Raw genomic sequence first — 15710 nt, 5'->3', positions numbered from 1 at the left:
ATCTCGCCTTCTAACTGTTTTGTTATTATCTATTATTTCCAAACAAGTCTATTGGCTAATTGGGTCAGATTGGGATAGTTCCTTAATCCCCTTCATTACTAGTTTCACTCTTTGCTTGTGGCAGGAACAGGGTAAAAGCCTTGCGAATCAAAGGTCTGACCCCTTGGTTCGTTTCTTCAATTTCTTTTTTGGCTTCCTCAAGTGACATTTCCCAAGCAGGTGCAAAGGCTGGAGACTTGATGATTAAGATGCGGATTGCTTTATCCCAAACATGCAGTGTTTTTAATTCGGTTCTACCCGGTTTATTGGAAAGCGTTGCCACGGTAATGCGTAGATTTTCGTTTTCTTTCCTTAAGCGATCCAATTCTGTTTTGACTTCATCATTTCCTCTAGCACTAATCTGCATTTGAAGGTTGAGATTCTTTTTGAGATCGTCGATTTCCTTACGGAGTGAAGACCTCGTAAATATTCCTTTGAGCCAGGTAGCCAAAGTAATGAGAAGTCCTATACCAAGACCTACCAAGCCAAAAATGCTATCTTTTTCCATGAGAAAATCCAAGGTAATGACTAATGCTAAATTTAGAAGCCTACTTTAGAAGCCTCCTTTAACAGGTACACAGAAGTAACTTACGATTTATTCATCAATTTGCCAAGTTTCTTGAGCCGCTGCTGTATCAAAGATTTTCATTTGACGCAAAACCAGCACTACGCGACCGAGTAATTTGATTTCTGGGGCAGCATCAAACCACTGAATTTTCACCTGCTTGTCCTGCTCGACCACGAAATAAGAACTATCGTCCCATTGTCTCTGGGCGCGATCGCAGATTACCAATACCTGCTCGGGCTGGCTGGGAACATTGCTGACCAGTTCCTGCCCTGAAACCTGTTTGAGCGTGTTTGTATCCGCCAGAATCACAACACCATCTTGAATATCGACGATCGCTTGCCAACCGGGGATCGCCACCCAAGTAGATTCTTTCGCAGACTTGACCATACCAAAGGGGGGCAATTCGTCAGCCATGGGGATTGCTTTATAATCGGCGATCTCCAAGGGCAATTCCCCTGCTACAGGAAGCACTCTGGGTAACAGGTGTTCCTCGTCATAGCGAAACACGGGTAAGCGTGGCGATCGCGCGGTAGTAGGTGCGATCATATCGGTGAGCGATCGCTCAATCGCAACTCTGGCGGCATTACTATTGGCAAATTTCAATCCTCTAGCAATCAACCTTGCCTTTTCTTGGGAATCTTGCTTAGCTTGCAAGGCTTTCCAGACCTGAAATGCCACCGCATCACCGGGATGCCGCGTAAACCCTTCAGGTAGGTTTGCCATCGTGGATATATCCTTGACGGCTTTGGCAATATCTTTAACTTCTATACAATCTAGTTCTTTGGCGAGGGCTAACTCTGCCACGGCAATGCGATCGACAAGGCTGAGAATGCGTAATTCATAGAGGATGTCACTGCCTTTACGCTCAAAGTGTGCCAGTAGGGCAGCAGGGGCATCCCCAGACACTAAGCCTGTATAAACCTGTGCGCCCACCATAATCTGATTTTGCTGGATGGGTTCAAAGCCTGTATTTTCAAAAATTGCTAAGGAGCTTTCACCCATTTTTTGTAATTGCTGGCAAGCCTGCCCCCACTGCACCCAAGTCCCTTCTTTACGGCGCAGCATCTCAAAAAGTCTCTCTGCTTCTGCTTCTGGGGTTTGAGTGTTATCTGTCATGGTTTCATGCTACGTGCTAAATGTGTGCGAAATGTTAAGTATTGGACGCAAATAAGCTTAGCTCGGTTATGGGGCAGCATCGCCAAATATTAAATTGTTTTAAGTTATGACTCTTTCTAAATATCTAAGTTTAGCCACTGCGGTAGACTTGGTTTTGAAGATTCCGTACCTTAAGCAATTCTTTAGGGGATTGTAGTGGCAAATTCATTGCTGCGACTAGGTATCATAGCGATTGGAGCAATAAAAAATGTCCCATTCAGTCAAAATATACGATACGTGTATTGGTTGCACACAATGTGTGCGCGCCTGCCCGACTGACGTTTTAGAAATGGTGCCTTGGGATGGATGTAAGGCGGGTCAAATCGCCTCCTCTCCCCGTACTGAGGACTGCATTGGTTGTAAGCGTTGCGAAACTGCTTGCCCAACCGATTTTCTAAGCGTTCGTGTCTATCTAGGGGCAGAAACGTCTCGTAGCATGGCACTAACCTATTAGTGTCGGCTTTCGTTTTTTAAATGCAATTATTTTTATTCTGCATTTTCTTTGGGAGTGTCTTAGGGCACTCCTAAATTTTTTTTGGTTACTTTTTGTTACAGAAGCTAGCGATCGCTCGATCGCTTTTTTAGTGCTGGGGCATCAATCATTTTACGCTGGGGTGTACCCGTTCCAATGGGCGAATTAGAATACACCGCATAGCAACCTCTCATCGCAACATGTTTTTTGGGAACAGTGCGATCGCTCTTGCCGTCAAACGCCTACATATCATCTCCCATCACACATTCCAAGCTTACGGAGTCAACTTTGACTATGAACCTCAAGTCCACCTTTTTAGGTGTTTTTTCGGCTGCCATTCTTAGCTCTCCCGCATTGGTGCCAATCGCATCTGCCCAAGCGAACTCCATTACTTATGGTGGAGAAGAACAGGTTTCGGTTCAAGTGTATCGCGCCGCTAACCCTGCTGTTGTTACGATCAGGGCGGGAAGTAGTACGGGTTCGGGTAGCATTATTACCTCCGATGGCTTGGTATTGACCGATGAGCATGTGATTCGTGGTGTTAATCGAGTCAGTGTAACGTTGCCCAATGGTAAAACCTATACTGGGCGAGTGGTTGCCACTGAGAATAAAAACGATCTTGCCTTGGTAAAGTTGCAAACCAACGATCGCTTACCAACCATTCCTTTGGCAGCCGCAGATAGTATTGAAGTTGGACAAAGAGTGTTTGCGATCGGCAGTCCCTATGGTCTTTCAGGTACATTAACGACGGGAATTGTCAGCCGCATTGGGGTTAATGGAGAATTGCAGACGGATGCTGCACTTAATCCAGGGAATTCAGGCGGGCCTTTACTCAATTCTCGGGGTGAGTTGATTGGGGTGAATAAGTCGATTTTGACTCCGAACGGCAAAAGCAATGTGGGGATTGGCTTTGCCACCAGTGCTGCGATCGCTCGAAACTTCATTGCCCAAAATGCTTCCGTTTCCAATCACATCGCAACTGTCCCCAATCCATCGCCCTCTTTACCTTCTATTCCAAATTCTGTTGTACCAAATTCTGTGGCATCAACTCCTGTCACAGCGAATCCAGTTACTGCAAATGCAATCATTCCAGTAGAGCCAGAAGTTTCCTCGCAAACTGCTTCTAATCGTCCTCATCTAGGTTTGGCATTGCAGACAAAGAGCATGATTATCCAAGCAGTGCAACCCGGCTCGATCGCCAGTGAGTTGGGCTTAAAAGCAGGCGATCGCTTAGTAGCGTTGAATGGATATCGCCTCACCGATGCGCGACAGTTGATTAATTTCCTCGAACAGCGTCCAAGCTCAGCAATTTTGACCGTTGCCCGCGATCGACAACTGGCAAACCTGCGCGTACTTTTTTAGCATGTTTTGGGATCTACAAGAGAATATTCGCTAAGCTGAAGAAGTGTATTTCCCAGACTTCTTTAGCTATTAACCCATGCCTCAATCTCCTGCTTCACCCACGAACAGCGAAAATCCAAGCAATACAGCGATTCCTAAAGCGATTCCTAAAAAGAAGGGTAAATCACTACCGCCTAAGCCCATCATTAAGCTCGGTAAGTTTGTGTGGACGACAATGTGGCGGGTGATGATGTCAAATCTTGCCCCACGCGATCGTCAAGGAGCCTATATTCGTCCTGCGACTCAGTTTCATCACAGTATTCATGTCGATGGTACTTACAAACCTGCCGCAGATCGCTACCACCTCTATGTGGGCATGAGTTGTCCTTGGGCGCATCGCACCTTGGTAGTGAGAACGCTAAAGGGTTTAGAAGATGCCATCTCTATCTCGATCGTGTCACCTGCCCCCGAAGAAGGCGGGTGGATTTTGAACCAACCCGAACAAGGCTGTCGCACCCTTGCAGAGCTATATGAATTGGCACAGCCCGGCTATAGTGGTCGCTGCACAGTTCCCGTACTATGGGATAAGCAAACCAAGGCGATCGTCAATAACGAAAGCGCTGAGATTATTGTGATGCTCAATGCTGAGCTAAATCAGTTTGCCAAGTATCCCGACCTCGATCTTTACCCTCTGGAATTGCGAGAACAGATCGATCGCTTCAACGAAAAGACCTATAACGCTGTCAATAATGGCGTCTACCGTTGCGGCTTTGCCCAAACCCAGTCTGCCTACGATCTCGCTTGCCGAGAATTATTCACAACCCTCGACGAGCTAGACGGGGTTCTGGAATCCAATCGGTATTTATGTGGCGATCGCCTGACCCTGGCGGATGTTCGCCTATTCACGACACTATTCCGTTTTGATATTGCCTACTATGGTTTATTTAAGTGCAATCAACGCCGAATTCAAGACTATCCTCATCTCGGTGCTTACCTGCGCGACCTGTATCAGATCCCTGGTGTTGCCGCCACTTGCGACCTTGCAAGCGTGAAGCGCGACTATTACGGCAATCTCTTTCCGCTCAATCCGGGCGGCATTATTCCCCTTGGTCCCGATGTGACCAATTTACTTGCGCCCCACGATCGCGATCGCTTGTCAATCGAAAATTAAGAATTACAAGAAGGGATTGAGCGCTGCTCAGATCTACCGCTGCGATCCCTTAGTTTTGGGAGATAATAAGGGTGAAGGGAGAAAGAGGCAAAAACAAACCCAACCTTCGCAACTTTCACTGTGAATTTTAGTCTATATGCCTCAAAACATCCCTCGCGAAGAGTCGCGTGTCAAGAGGTAGAGGTTATGGAAATTTTCCCCGTTACAAATGGCGTTATCTATCTAATCGTCAAATTTGGTTTCCTCCTTTTAGTATCGCTGCTATGGCTGGCGCTTAACCCTAAACCTGCTGTGTAGCTAGGCGTAGGGGCATCAAGGCGAATAGTGCGGAAATTCAGGCGATCGAGTCCTCGCTTTTATCTGTCAGCCTTCTGGCGAATGGTCAAGCTGCGATCGCTACTTTAGCGGATGGCAACTACCAATTTTGCACGAAACCACAACCGCGTGATTGGCGGAATGGGGCAGGGGTATGTTTCAACTTTGCCAAGATCGGCGATCGCGTGGATGGATATTATGGCTATCCGCACTCGGATGAGTTGATTTGTTTGCGAGGAACAGTAGATGGCACAATGGTTACAAGAGAAGCCCTAGCCATATCTTGGGCTAGCAGAGAGTGGACTGTCATTCCTCAAACCGCTTTTAAGTGGGATGAAGAAGGTCATTTAACGCTCGATCGTGGCAAGATCGTTCGCACGTCTCATGGGGGAACGGGACGCACAGACTGGATCTTGTTCCGCGATGCCGGATTGGATACCGAGGGATTTTATCAATACAGCAAACCTGTGATGACCTCCCCCTCGCAATTGTGTAACTGGAATTAAAACTTGGAATTAAAACTTTAGATTCAAACTTTAGAAGGAGCGTAAAGTATCATGGCAATCAAATCTCAAGAGAAAATAATAAACCTCTGGATTGTGTTCTTGTTGGGACTGCTGTTTCACACGGACTTGGGCTTAATGCCCCTGTTTCATGAGTTGAGCGTGGCACATTCCCATTCCCAAGCATTGGCAGAAGTCGATCCGATCATGTGGTTGATGCTCGGCTTTTTTGTGCTGCCCATGGCTGCCATTATTGGAACTTCGCTTATGGAATCAAGGCGATACCGATGGGTTCATTTTGGCTTAACTGTGGTTTACTCCCTACTAAATTTCTCCCATCTTGTCGCTGACTTAATGGTTCAACCCATTGTTTGGTATCAGATTGTATTAATGGCGATTTTATTCGCGATCGGGCTTTTACTCAACCTAGTTTCGTTTCAATGGATCAAAGAATGGGGGCACACTCACCATCACCTTGGCGACAAAATACGAGCGTAAAAATTGGAGAGGATGAGGATTCACCCTACTAAGGGGCAAATTGTATTGCTAGTAATTGCTCAGAAGTGATCGTTTCTAAGCTTGCTGCTCCAGTCTGTTGAATTCTTTCCCTATCATCAATATTGGTTGCAATCCTTGAATGAATTTGCTTGATTAGAGCCTGCCATTCAACGGAGCTTAGATCGCTAACCAAAGTGATTTGAGGTTCCTCTTCTAGATCGATGTCCTCTTGTAGAATCAGGTTCACGATCGCATCTGCAAGCATTTCGTCCGCTTGTTCGGAATTTGTAGTACTACCATCAACAAGAAGTGTGACTTTATCATGGTTAGGATGCCCCAAGATTTGTTTTACTACTTTTTGAAGCTCCTCATATATCAGGGTTTGAGGCTGTAACCAATCAGGAAAAATAATTAAATTGATTTCTCTAAGAGGAAGGTTAAGCAAGTTCGGATTAACTATCTTTTTGAGATACCCATTGACATTCCAAGTAAGATTTCGGCCAAAAAAGTCACAATACTTACGATCGATAATATATTCAGTTTGATGGTTCAGTAGAAATTCTTTCAAAGCCCGACAAGGTCCACCTCTATTATATAAAGGATCTACGCCCAAATCTGAAATAATCCCATCCTCAACCACGATGTAGTCACCTTTTTGGAGATAAGGATGAAAGAAATTTAGAGCAAATAATGTTGTCTCATAAAAATGAGCGCCATCTTCGACTACAAGAAGGGGGTGTTTAATAGATTGCAAAAAATTATCTGTTAAAACGGAACTTAAATCATTTTGATCTCCTTCTATGAAGGTTACACGAGGATGATAGACATCTGTAACTTTATTGATGTCAATGGAATAGACATGACCATCGATTTTATAGGTGTCAAGCATGTCTGCAAACCAAACAGCACTTCCACCGGCGCAAGAACCTATTTCAATAATCGTCTTGGGTTGTAGTTCCCAAAGCAAAAGTGGATAGAGCGCCAAATCAAAAGGATTTTTTTGCATGCGGATGCCTCTATAGGCATATTTAAAACAAGCATTCTGTAAAGAGCTTAACGTGGGAGCAGGAAGTTCTGTATGCCAGTAAGCCGAGTCTTGACTAGCTTGCGTTGGCTTGTAAAAGCGAACTCCAGTGTAATCAACAATCTCAAGTTCAAACACAACATCCCTCACTCGTTCAAAATCATGAAGGGCTTCGCGACAACCTTCCCAATGACCATAATCATCTACTTGAATCGTTCCACCTGTAATCACAGAGTCGTATAGGTTGTTGAAAATATCCATAGTGGATTCATACCAGTCGCCATCTGCATGTAGAAGTGCAATCTTGCCGATCTTGTCGTGATACACAGGAAGCGTTTCAGCAAATAGACCCTGAACGGGTTCAATAATTGTTTGCACCTCTAATTGCGCAGAAATTCTATTTAGGTTCTCTGCGATCGGAGCTTTGAGCGTTCCTACACCATAGGGCGTATCATTTGCATGAACACCCTGATGGCGATCGATCGCTGAAGGCTCAGGCATTCCCTCAAAGGTATCAAAAGCATAGAGCTTTCGCGGTCTTTGGCTATAACGCTTAATTACAGAGGCCATCAATGCCGCTGCTCCTCCCTTAAAAGTCCCACATTCCACAAAATTACCCTCAATATCTTGAAGACAGATGTGCTTTGTTGCCGAATATAGAGAATATAACCTTGCTTCACTGAGTAAGGTAAAAGGATGTACTTGCTCGAGTAGTTCCCTAAACTCTTTAAGGTCGGGACGACTTACCCCGCTTACATCATAGTGCTGCAAGTGGATAGGTAGCTGCCAAGTAATACTCGGATCGGGAATATGATGAATGGGCTGGACATTTCCCCGCCATGCAACGCCCATAATTTGCATTGTCTGATATATCATGGTTTGCCAACCACGCGCTCTGAAATAATCTAAGCCGTGGGAAACTTCAGGGGAGACAAGATCGTGAAACAAAATCATGGCATTCTCTTCTGCCAGCGTTTCACAAATCACTGCATCATTGAGAGGGTATGGAGCATCATGATTACCATCAATGAAGATGAGAGACCATTTTCGATTGGATTGGGTAGCTAATTCTTCAACTTTTTGCGGACTAAATCCTCCCACTAGGTTTATCGTACCAATTACTCCTGCTGCTGTTAAAGACGAGCGAATACTCTCCAAGAATTCATCTCTCTCTAACAATGGATCGATCACATCAAGCTGAACGCCAGCTAGAGCTAAATGACAAGCCGACCAACCCATCCAGCAGCCAATTTCTAATGCTCTTTTACCTTTAAACTGAAGTGCATTATTGTAAAGGATATGCGCTTCATCTCGACTTAAAAAGCCAATGGTGGGCTGTCGTTTGTCAACATACCAATTATGGGGAATTTCCCTACGTAAGTAGGGCCATCCACAGGTATCAGTGTTCCCAGAAATCATATGGGGGAAACTCACGTCAGGATAGACAACTTCTAGACCGCTGGAAATATAGTCTTTCTTGCCAGCTAAGCCTTGGGTAATTTGTGTCATAGGTCTCTCTGGGATTTGTGGTTCAATAGACATGGTTGCTATTCCTTTTTCTGGGGCTTTTCTCAGTCTAAGATCTGTTTGGAATTGGGTTGCTAAAAATTGCTCGTCAGGAAGAATTGTTGGTAAGCTAGCTGCTCCTGCCTGATAAATGTTTTTACTGTTATCAATGTCAGTAACTATTCTCAGACTTACAAGCTTTAGCAGAGTTTGCCATTCAGCAGAATTCAACGCACTAACCAAAGCGATTTGAGGTTCCTCTTCTAGATCGATATCCTCTTGCATAATCAAATTCATCGTTAGCTCGGCTAACAGATCGTCTCCACTATTTACCTCCATATCGCTAGCATCGATCAAGAGCGTAATTGAGCCGCGATCGCTGTGTAAAAGTACTTGTCGGATAACTTGACTGAGAGATTGCCGAATCGCATCGGTTGAAGCTGACCAGTCAGGGAAAATAATTAGATTGATATCTCTTAGGGGCAAAAAATCTAGAGAAGTTGATTCTGGCTCTATTGGGAATGCATCTTTTGTCTTTCTCAGATAGCCATTGATATTCCAAGTTACATTTGTGCCAAAGAAATCGCAGTAGTTGCGATCGACTTCATATGCATCACCTCTTGTATCGAGGAATTCCTTTGATGCTTTAAGCGCACCTTCACAGGTCATGCCATCTTCAACGAGAATATATTCCCCCTGTCTGAGATAGGGATGAAAGAATTCTAAGACTTTAGATGTGGTTTCATAGGTATGATCGGCATCCTCAATCACCAATAAGGGACGAGGCAGAGCATGGAGGAATTCTGGTGAAAACACCGTTTCCAACCGACGACCATCACCACCAAGGAACGTGACGCGATCGCTGCGCACGAGATTCACAGGAATTAGATCGACAGAGTAAATATGCCCGTCAATATGGAAATTATCCAGCAAATCTGCCATCCATAACGCGCTACCGCCATATTTGGAGCCGATCTCAATAATTGATCGCGGCTTCACCTCCCAAAGCAAGAGCGGATAGAGCGCTAAGTCAAAGGGATTCTTGAGCATGGGAATGCCCTTATAGGAATAAAGATGAGCGCCGAGTTCGATTGGGAGCATGTTGTCCCGAGTTAGCTTGGACTCCCATATTCGCTCACGGGTTGGGGATTTATGCGCTTGTCTGTCTGCTAGAATCCTCAAGGTTTTGATTGCTTCATCCGCATAAAAGTGGCTGGGGTTGATGGCAAGTTCGGTTTCAGCGGCAGCAAGACTGGCTGGGATCTGTCCTGATGCTCTCAAACATAGGGATTTGAGGTAATGCATACCCTGTAGGGTGGAATCCTTGGCTAACAGTGCTTCTACAATCCCCAAAGCTGCTAAAGGCTTGGCATCGCTGAGGAGGGCGATCGCTTGCTCTATCTGTTCCACCAGTGAGTTTGACTGACTCTGATTGGATGGATTTTCCTGCAAGTCAAAATATTGAGGTTGAGAAGCTTCCAATCCAGATTTACTAGAAGCATGTTTGCGAACTTCTATGTCTGATTGAATACCATCCCAAATCTTATCAAATATAGTTTCCCAGTTATGTTCTCGGAGTAGGTAGTCACGGATTTTTTGACTGCGGTTGAGCAGTTCAGCTTCGGGCAGATTCAAAGCCCATTCGATAATCTGACGATTGCGATCGGGGTCGTGGGTCAAGAAAATCGCATCGGGGCAATCAAATCCGCTTTCGGGTGTGACTAATGGAATTAAACCTCTGGCACAGTTCTCTAAGATAGCGGTTGCCTGTGCGTCCAGTGTGGCGGTATGGATGTAAAAGTCACAGGTATTCACAACCCATTGATTTAGTGACGGATCGCCATTATTGATGCCACCTAAAAAGTTAAAACTATACTGGCGATCGTTGATGCGAACATCCACCATACCTTGAGGGGCTTTGAGCGACTGGCTTGCCACATTAAGTAGGGTGTCTAGACCTTTTAAGCTTTCGCAAGTAACATCAAAACCCTTATATGAACCGAGGGTACTGACATGTAGCATTTGGCGTTTGCCAATGGGATTGAACTGTTGTTTGACAAAGGGAAAATTCTGTAAGGCTACCCCAATATTGGAACGGATTAATTTGTGCTTGACTCGCGATTGAATAGAATCATCTACTTTGGCGAGGGTGCGATCGAACCAAACCTGACCGCAGAGCGTAAAAATTTTATTAACCGCCAAAAGTTGGCTTTCGACCTTGACCAAGTTGGGAACCCATTCTTGAGGAAATTCGGGAACCCAAGGCATGATGATATAGGTATTGGGATGACAGGCAGCTTGGGGAGTTAGGGCATTATCTTTGACCCAGTCACACTTAATCTGTCCAATACCTGAGGCTTCGGCTTGCTCGGGATTGTCCCAAGTCGGATGGCCTAAAAGAATATCTTGAGGATTTTCTGTGACTTTACCTGTACACCAGTTGGACTGATGAAAAGAGACCTTTTGGCTCAAATAATATTCTGCCCACTTGGCTAGCTCAAAGTTGTAAAACTCGTAGCGAGAATAACTATGTTCGCGGATGGCATAGCCAGTCAGAAAGAAATGCAGCATACTTGGCAAGACTTCTAGGTTGTGTCGGGATTATGTCAAGCCTACCCCTCAAATCGGAGATGCGATCGCATCGAGCCGTAAATCGCTAAAATTTTTAAAGTAGCATCCTAAAATCACCACCTAAAATTACCGAGATCCCATGAGCCAGCCCACTGAAACTATTTTTAGCAAGATTATCAATCGGCAGATTCCTGCGAATATTGTTTACGAGGACGATCTATCTTTGGCATTTCGAGATATTACGCCGCAAGCCCCCGTACATATTCTCGTAATTCCCAAGCAGCCGATCCCGATGTTGGCAGAGGCAACAGCTCAAGACCAAGCTCTGCTGGGGCATTTGCTGTTAGTAGCGGCTAAAATTGCCAAAGATGAAGGTCTCGATCGAGGCTTTCGCGTGGTCATTAATAACGGCGATCATGGCGGACAGACCGTGTTTCACCTGCACTTACATATCCTAGGCGGACGAGCTATGCAATGGCCACCAGGTTAATTGTAGAGGCAATTCATGAATTGCCTCTAGAGTCTATGTAGGCTTTGTTGTTTTGGCGCGATTGTCTGTCTAAAAACTCGCGATCGCACCCAAAAGTAAAAAACATGCCAGAATTAAAGCCAACCTAACGAGCTTAAAAGCTGACCAAACCCATGTGGATAATCAGCTCCAAAATGATATTCCCAATTTACTGCTGAGTTTACTAGCCTCGCACTGATATTTCCCTAAGCATGGGGATAGTGAGAACGATGGAAAATTGCAGTCATTCTACTCGCGCCAAATGCTGTGCTTAAGCCATATAGCAGCAATCCCGCAGGAATGCTCACAAAAGAAACACCAATGCCAAGACCGCAGACTAAAGGAATTGCTAGGAAAGTTTTTTGAACCGATCGCACGATTCTTCGATCTAGTTCAGGATCGATGAGGCGATTTTGGCTAGACATGTATTCCCAGTGCAAGTACTGAATTAAGCCTGTAATGAATAAATTTACCCCATAAACGATCGTGGCAGAATGATATTGCAGATTTTCTCCCAAAAGCGCTGTAGAAAAAGGAATCAAGGCAACAAACATCAAAAATAGAAGATTAAGCAGAATATGGTTGCGATCGGAACGTTTGACATAATGCGCCATCATTTGATGCCCAAACCACAACAATCCTAAAATAATAAAGCTCAGAAAATAAGCAAAGATCTTAGGACTTAGCGCAATTAACGCCTCGGTCAGTTTCAGATCGGAATCGGCATGGGGTGATTTGATCTCTAGTGCTAACAGCGTTAATACGATCGCAAAAGCCCCATCGATCAGAGCCTCAACCCGCCGATTGCTGATATCGTCATCGACATATTCATAAGGAACCGTATTACGAGAACCTCCGAGCGAATTCATAATCCGAAGGATAAAGGGACGCATTTGACCTTCATGTTATTTGTTCAGTAGCGGCAGTTCGAGATTATCCCTACGATTCTGGGCAAAAAAAGAATCTCCGATCTGTGATTTAGGAACGAAATATGTCGCTACTTCTTTGCTGATGTAGCAGCTTGTTCCCAAGCATCTCGCACCGCATGTTTGGCTTTTTCCCAATGTATGCGCGTATTGCCGTGAGTGTTCTCATAATCGCGCCTTAGTTCGGGTTCGAGATCGTTGAAGCTTCGACCCGTGTGAGCATAGTGAGCGTAACCTTCATAACCAATGCGATAGCCAGGTTGGTAGTCTTCATATTGCAAAGTTGGGTCAGCATAGGGACGAGTAGCATAGTTTTCGCGCCAATGATTATCTTCAAATGTGGGATTCACCCCCTCAGCTGTCTCTTTGCCTGCCAATCCCCCAAGCACCGAACCTACCAAGGCTCCCACGACTGCTCCGACCGGTCCGCCAACTACCCCACCGACTACGGTTGCGATCGTACCTGCTCCTGCGGCTCCCACTCCCGTACCTAGGGGATGGGCTCCCGGTTCACCCGAAATAGGATCGCGATTTGCATCATTTCGATCGGCTTCAACATTTGCATCACGCTCGGTTTCAACATCTTGATTACTATTCATATCGATTTTTCCTCTAAAACGTTTGGACTGAGATTGAAGGGTATGTAAGGTAAGTTATTTCTTCCCGATCCACTTTGCCGCGATCGCGCCCAAAGCAGCACCAACAATAGGATTGCTAAGAAACATAACTAGAGCAGGCCGATCCGCCAGCACATCATGAAAAATGTCAGGGTGAGCGTGATAGGCAAAACTAGCTAACTTGCTCACATCTTCCGCCTTCATCCGATTGGGATCGTGGGTAGTCAGACCCAACTGTTTTTCTAGCTCCCGATCGCTTAGCCCCCTCTTCTTCAGATTGTTTAAAAACTCCTTTGCAACATTTTTCTGTTCGTTGGGCTTGATTTGAGCGATCGCTTTTTGCAATTCAGGTTCCATTTGTGCGGTTGGAATGCGATCGGGGGTAAAGAAATTGCTGAAGAGGCTTCGCCGTTCTTCGCGTGAAGATCTTTGGGCAAAGTCATTGAAGCTTTGATACTGTTCGCTATCATCTGGTAGGGTTTCTCGATCGCCCCCTACCAAATCCTTCATCACTTGGCGTTTGTACTCATCACTCGTATTTGGCATATTCCCTCTTGATTTTTTTAGTAGTCAATCTCTCAGCTAGGCTGCTGATATTCAATCTGCTTAGACTGAGTATCGTAATGAGCGGTCAGAATCAACTGTTTATCTGGCGCATAAACGAAAACTGTCAAGTCGCGATCGGGAAAGTTATGGCGAAAGCCTTGAGTTAGGGATTTTGCCAGAGTCTTGACATCGTCGGGCAAAACCTTAGGTGAAATCACAACTCCCAATTTGTTGTTGTCACGCACATAGACATCTTTAATTAAGCCTTGGCTGGTTTTAATGACCCAATCGCCAAAGTTCTGACCTTGGGCAGAGTTGCCCCTCGCTAACTGTCCGTATTCTGCAGGTTGATTTGTGGCGATCGAACTAATGGATTGGGTCGTACTCGCTCCACAGGCAGTCGTAAAAATCAGGATGAAAGCTAGTGTGAATGCAGAGAAGAGCTTACGGGCATTTTCAGGAAAGTTCATTTTTCATGCCTAAGATTTAGTGGAATTCGATTTTTCTGTTCCTCTTTCGGCAAAGTATTTGTTTAAGAAAGTACTAGCAAAAGATAGGATAACGGGAGCAAGGATGAATGCCAAAAGTCCATTCATGCTGAACCCAGGTACAAGAATTGAAGCTAGCCATAGACAAAATCCATTGACCACTAAAGAAAAAGCTCCCAAAGTTAAAAAAGTGAGAGGAAGCGACAGAACCGAAAGTACCGGTCTAATAGAAGAGTTAACGAGTCCAATCACGATCGCTGCTAACATCGCTGAGGGAAAGTTGGCAATGTCTACGCCTGGCACAATAATGTCAACCACAAGTAGACTCAAGGCAGTTGCCAAAATGGTAAAAAAGTATCCGAGCATATTTTTCTCCTAATAAATTTCGTAGTTAGTTATTTGTCGTTTGTTCTTGATGCTTAGTAATCGCCCACACAGCATGGATGCTTCCAGGTACCCAACCTAATAAGGTCAGCCCAATGTTGATTAACAAGGCGCTACTGAACCCATAGGACAGAAAAACGCCCACGGGAGGCACAACAATTCCCAAAATAATTTGAAGTATTTTCATCGTTAATTTCCTAAATAATTTCCTAAACGATTTCAGCGAATCTAATCAATGCTTAGCTTGTCTACCCTGCCAAAGGGTTTGAAGCGTCGATTTTAATTGCTCTTTCACCTCGTGCTCTTTGCGAGCAATTACCGTACCCAGATCGCCCAGATCGCTCTCAAGTTTTGATTGCTTTTGCTGTAAGGGTAAAGTTTCACTCGTTTCTGCTTCGGTTTTGGTCTTGTGATACCAAGTTTTGGCATTTTCCCATTGGTGCTTGACTTCACCGTAGCGATCGCCATAACGAGCTAGTAGCTTCTCATCCAAGCTTTCCAATTGGGATTTGAGCTTGAGATATTGTTGCTGAAACTTGACTGAATCATGGCTTTCTCTCACGGTGCTAACCGCTTGACCAACTGCCGACTTCATCGAGTCCTCAGGCGCGTTGGCATCGATATTAATCAAGACAATCCCAACTTCTCTATCCAACTGTTTTTGTTGCTCATCAATCTGAGCTTGAATTTCTTGTAGTTTTGCGCGTTGCCGATCGATTTCTTGCTGTCTTTGATGAATGCCCCCCTCGATCGCTCCTTGAATAGACGCTGTTATTTCCTCAGGTCCATGCTGTCCTCTTCCTTTCAAATCGGCAATCATCGCAGAAGCTGCATCTTTGACAATCAGCCCAATCTCCCCTGTGCCTTCTTTTAATTCCGAGATCGTTTGAGAGACTGCATCTCTGACAATTTCTCGAATGTTTTCAACTCTCAGCTTTCCCTTTCCCTTTGCCTGCTCAAGGTTAGTATTGATTTTTTGTCTAATTGGTTCAGACATAGTTTGTATATCCAAATTTTTTGTGGAGTATAGAACCCATTTGAGATCTTAAGAAGTGGCTGCAAGTCTCTTCAGCATTAG

Annotated in this window: 17 protein-coding genes; 7 read left to right on the top strand and 10 right to left on the bottom strand. The window is 44.9% G+C overall.

Features of this window, described 5'->3' with window-relative positions; genetic code table 11:
- Positions 1-82: 82 nt before the first annotated feature.
- Both V2H45_RS21485 and V2H45_RS21480 read right to left on the bottom strand, forming a co-directional pair.
- Positions 83-547: a hypothetical protein gene (locus V2H45_RS21485; protein ID WP_330485735.1), complete on the bottom strand. Its 465-nt coding sequence runs from the start codon at positions 545-547 to the stop codon at positions 83-85.
- 87 nt (positions 548-634) lie between these two features.
- Positions 635-1723 (bottom strand): RuBisCO accumulation factor 1, encoded by a 1089-nt coding sequence (locus tag V2H45_RS21480; RefSeq protein WP_330485734.1) that lies wholly within the window; start codon positions 1721-1723, stop codon positions 635-637.
- Between the two features lie 247 nt (positions 1724-1970).
- Here V2H45_RS21480 and psaC point away from each other — a divergent pair, with 247 nt between their 5' ends.
- The 6 genes from psaC to V2H45_RS21450 all read left to right on the top strand — a co-directional run bounded on the left by psaC (position 1971) and on the right by V2H45_RS21450 (position 6062).
- A complete protein-coding gene (psaC, locus tag V2H45_RS21475) occupies positions 1971-2216 on the top strand; it encodes a photosystem I iron-sulfur center protein PsaC (protein WP_330485733.1) in 246 nt (81 codons plus the stop codon).
- A gap of 312 nt (positions 2217-2528) precedes the next feature.
- Complete coding sequence (locus V2H45_RS21470) at positions 2529-3596, top strand: S1C family serine protease (protein ID WP_330485736.1); 1068 nt, start codon at positions 2529-2531, stop codon at positions 3594-3596.
- Between the two features lie 76 nt (positions 3597-3672).
- Positions 3673-4746, top strand: a complete 1074-nt coding sequence (locus V2H45_RS21465; protein ID WP_330485732.1) for a glutathione S-transferase family protein — start codon at positions 3673-3675, stop codon at positions 4744-4746.
- A 408-nt stretch (positions 4747-5154) separates the two neighbouring features.
- Positions 5155-5286, top strand: a complete 132-nt coding sequence (locus V2H45_RS21460) for a hypothetical protein (RefSeq protein ID WP_330485731.1) — start codon at positions 5155-5157, stop codon at positions 5284-5286.
- Between the two features lie 29 nt (positions 5287-5315).
- Positions 5316-5567, top strand: a complete 252-nt coding sequence (locus V2H45_RS21455; RefSeq protein WP_330485730.1) for a hypothetical protein — start codon at positions 5316-5318, stop codon at positions 5565-5567.
- 51 nt (positions 5568-5618) lie between these two features.
- Positions 5619-6062 (top strand): hypothetical protein, encoded by a 444-nt coding sequence (locus V2H45_RS21450; RefSeq protein WP_330485729.1) that lies wholly within the window; start codon positions 5619-5621, stop codon positions 6060-6062.
- 28 nt (positions 6063-6090) lie between these two features.
- Here the strand turns inward: V2H45_RS21450 and V2H45_RS21445 are convergent, their stop codons facing one another.
- Complete coding sequence (locus V2H45_RS21445) at positions 6091-11163, bottom strand: CmcI family methyltransferase (protein ID WP_330485728.1); 5073 nt, start codon at positions 11161-11163, stop codon at positions 6091-6093.
- A 139-nt stretch (positions 11164-11302) separates the two neighbouring features.
- Between V2H45_RS21445 and V2H45_RS21440 the strand changes: the two genes are divergently transcribed.
- Entirely contained in the window at positions 11303-11653 is a 351-nt protein-coding gene (locus tag V2H45_RS21440; protein ID WP_330485727.1) for a histidine triad nucleotide-binding protein, read from the top strand.
- A 224-nt stretch (positions 11654-11877) separates the two neighbouring features.
- Here V2H45_RS21440 and V2H45_RS21435 read toward each other — a convergent pair whose 3' ends face one another.
- The 7 genes from V2H45_RS21435 to V2H45_RS21405 all read right to left on the bottom strand — a co-directional run bounded on the left by V2H45_RS21435 (position 11878) and on the right by V2H45_RS21405 (position 15629).
- Positions 11878-12564 carry a TMEM175 family protein gene (locus V2H45_RS21435; RefSeq protein WP_330485726.1) on the bottom strand — a complete coding sequence of 229 codons (687 nt, stop codon included), beginning with the start codon at positions 12562-12564 and terminating at the stop codon, positions 11878-11880.
- A 104-nt stretch (positions 12565-12668) separates the two neighbouring features.
- On the bottom strand, positions 12669-13196 hold the full coding sequence (locus V2H45_RS21430; RefSeq protein WP_330485725.1) for a hypothetical protein: 528 nt from the start codon (positions 13194-13196) through the stop codon (positions 12669-12671).
- A 54-nt stretch (positions 13197-13250) separates the two neighbouring features.
- Entirely contained in the window at positions 13251-13760 is a 510-nt protein-coding gene (locus V2H45_RS21425; protein ID WP_330485724.1) for a hypothetical protein, read from the bottom strand.
- A 32-nt stretch (positions 13761-13792) separates the two neighbouring features.
- Positions 13793-14230 carry a hypothetical protein gene (locus V2H45_RS21420; protein ID WP_330485723.1) on the bottom strand — a complete coding sequence of 146 codons (438 nt, stop codon included), beginning with the start codon at positions 14228-14230 and terminating at the stop codon, positions 13793-13795.
- Positions 14231-14239: 9 nt separating this feature from the next.
- Complete coding sequence (locus tag V2H45_RS21415; RefSeq protein WP_330485722.1) at positions 14240-14614, bottom strand: phage holin family protein; 375 nt, start codon at positions 14612-14614, stop codon at positions 14240-14242.
- Between the two features lie 25 nt (positions 14615-14639).
- A complete protein-coding gene (locus V2H45_RS21410) occupies positions 14640-14819 on the bottom strand; it encodes a YqaE/Pmp3 family membrane protein (RefSeq protein WP_330485721.1) in 180 nt (59 codons plus the stop codon).
- 45 nt (positions 14820-14864) lie between these two features.
- The gene (locus tag V2H45_RS21405; RefSeq protein ID WP_330485720.1) at positions 14865-15629 is read right to left on the bottom strand and encodes a hypothetical protein; all 765 of its coding nucleotides are present in this window, start codon (positions 15627-15629) and stop codon (positions 14865-14867) included.
- Positions 15630-15710 lie beyond the last annotated feature (81 nt).

Origin of the sequence: Tumidithrix elongata BACA0141, assembly GCF_036349135.1 — a bacterium.
GTDB lineage: Bacteria > Cyanobacteriota > Cyanobacteriia > Pseudanabaenales > Pseudanabaenaceae > Tumidithrix > Tumidithrix elongata.
The sequence above is the reverse complement of the archived record's forward strand: the minus strand, read 5'-3'. Positions and strand labels throughout refer to the sequence as shown.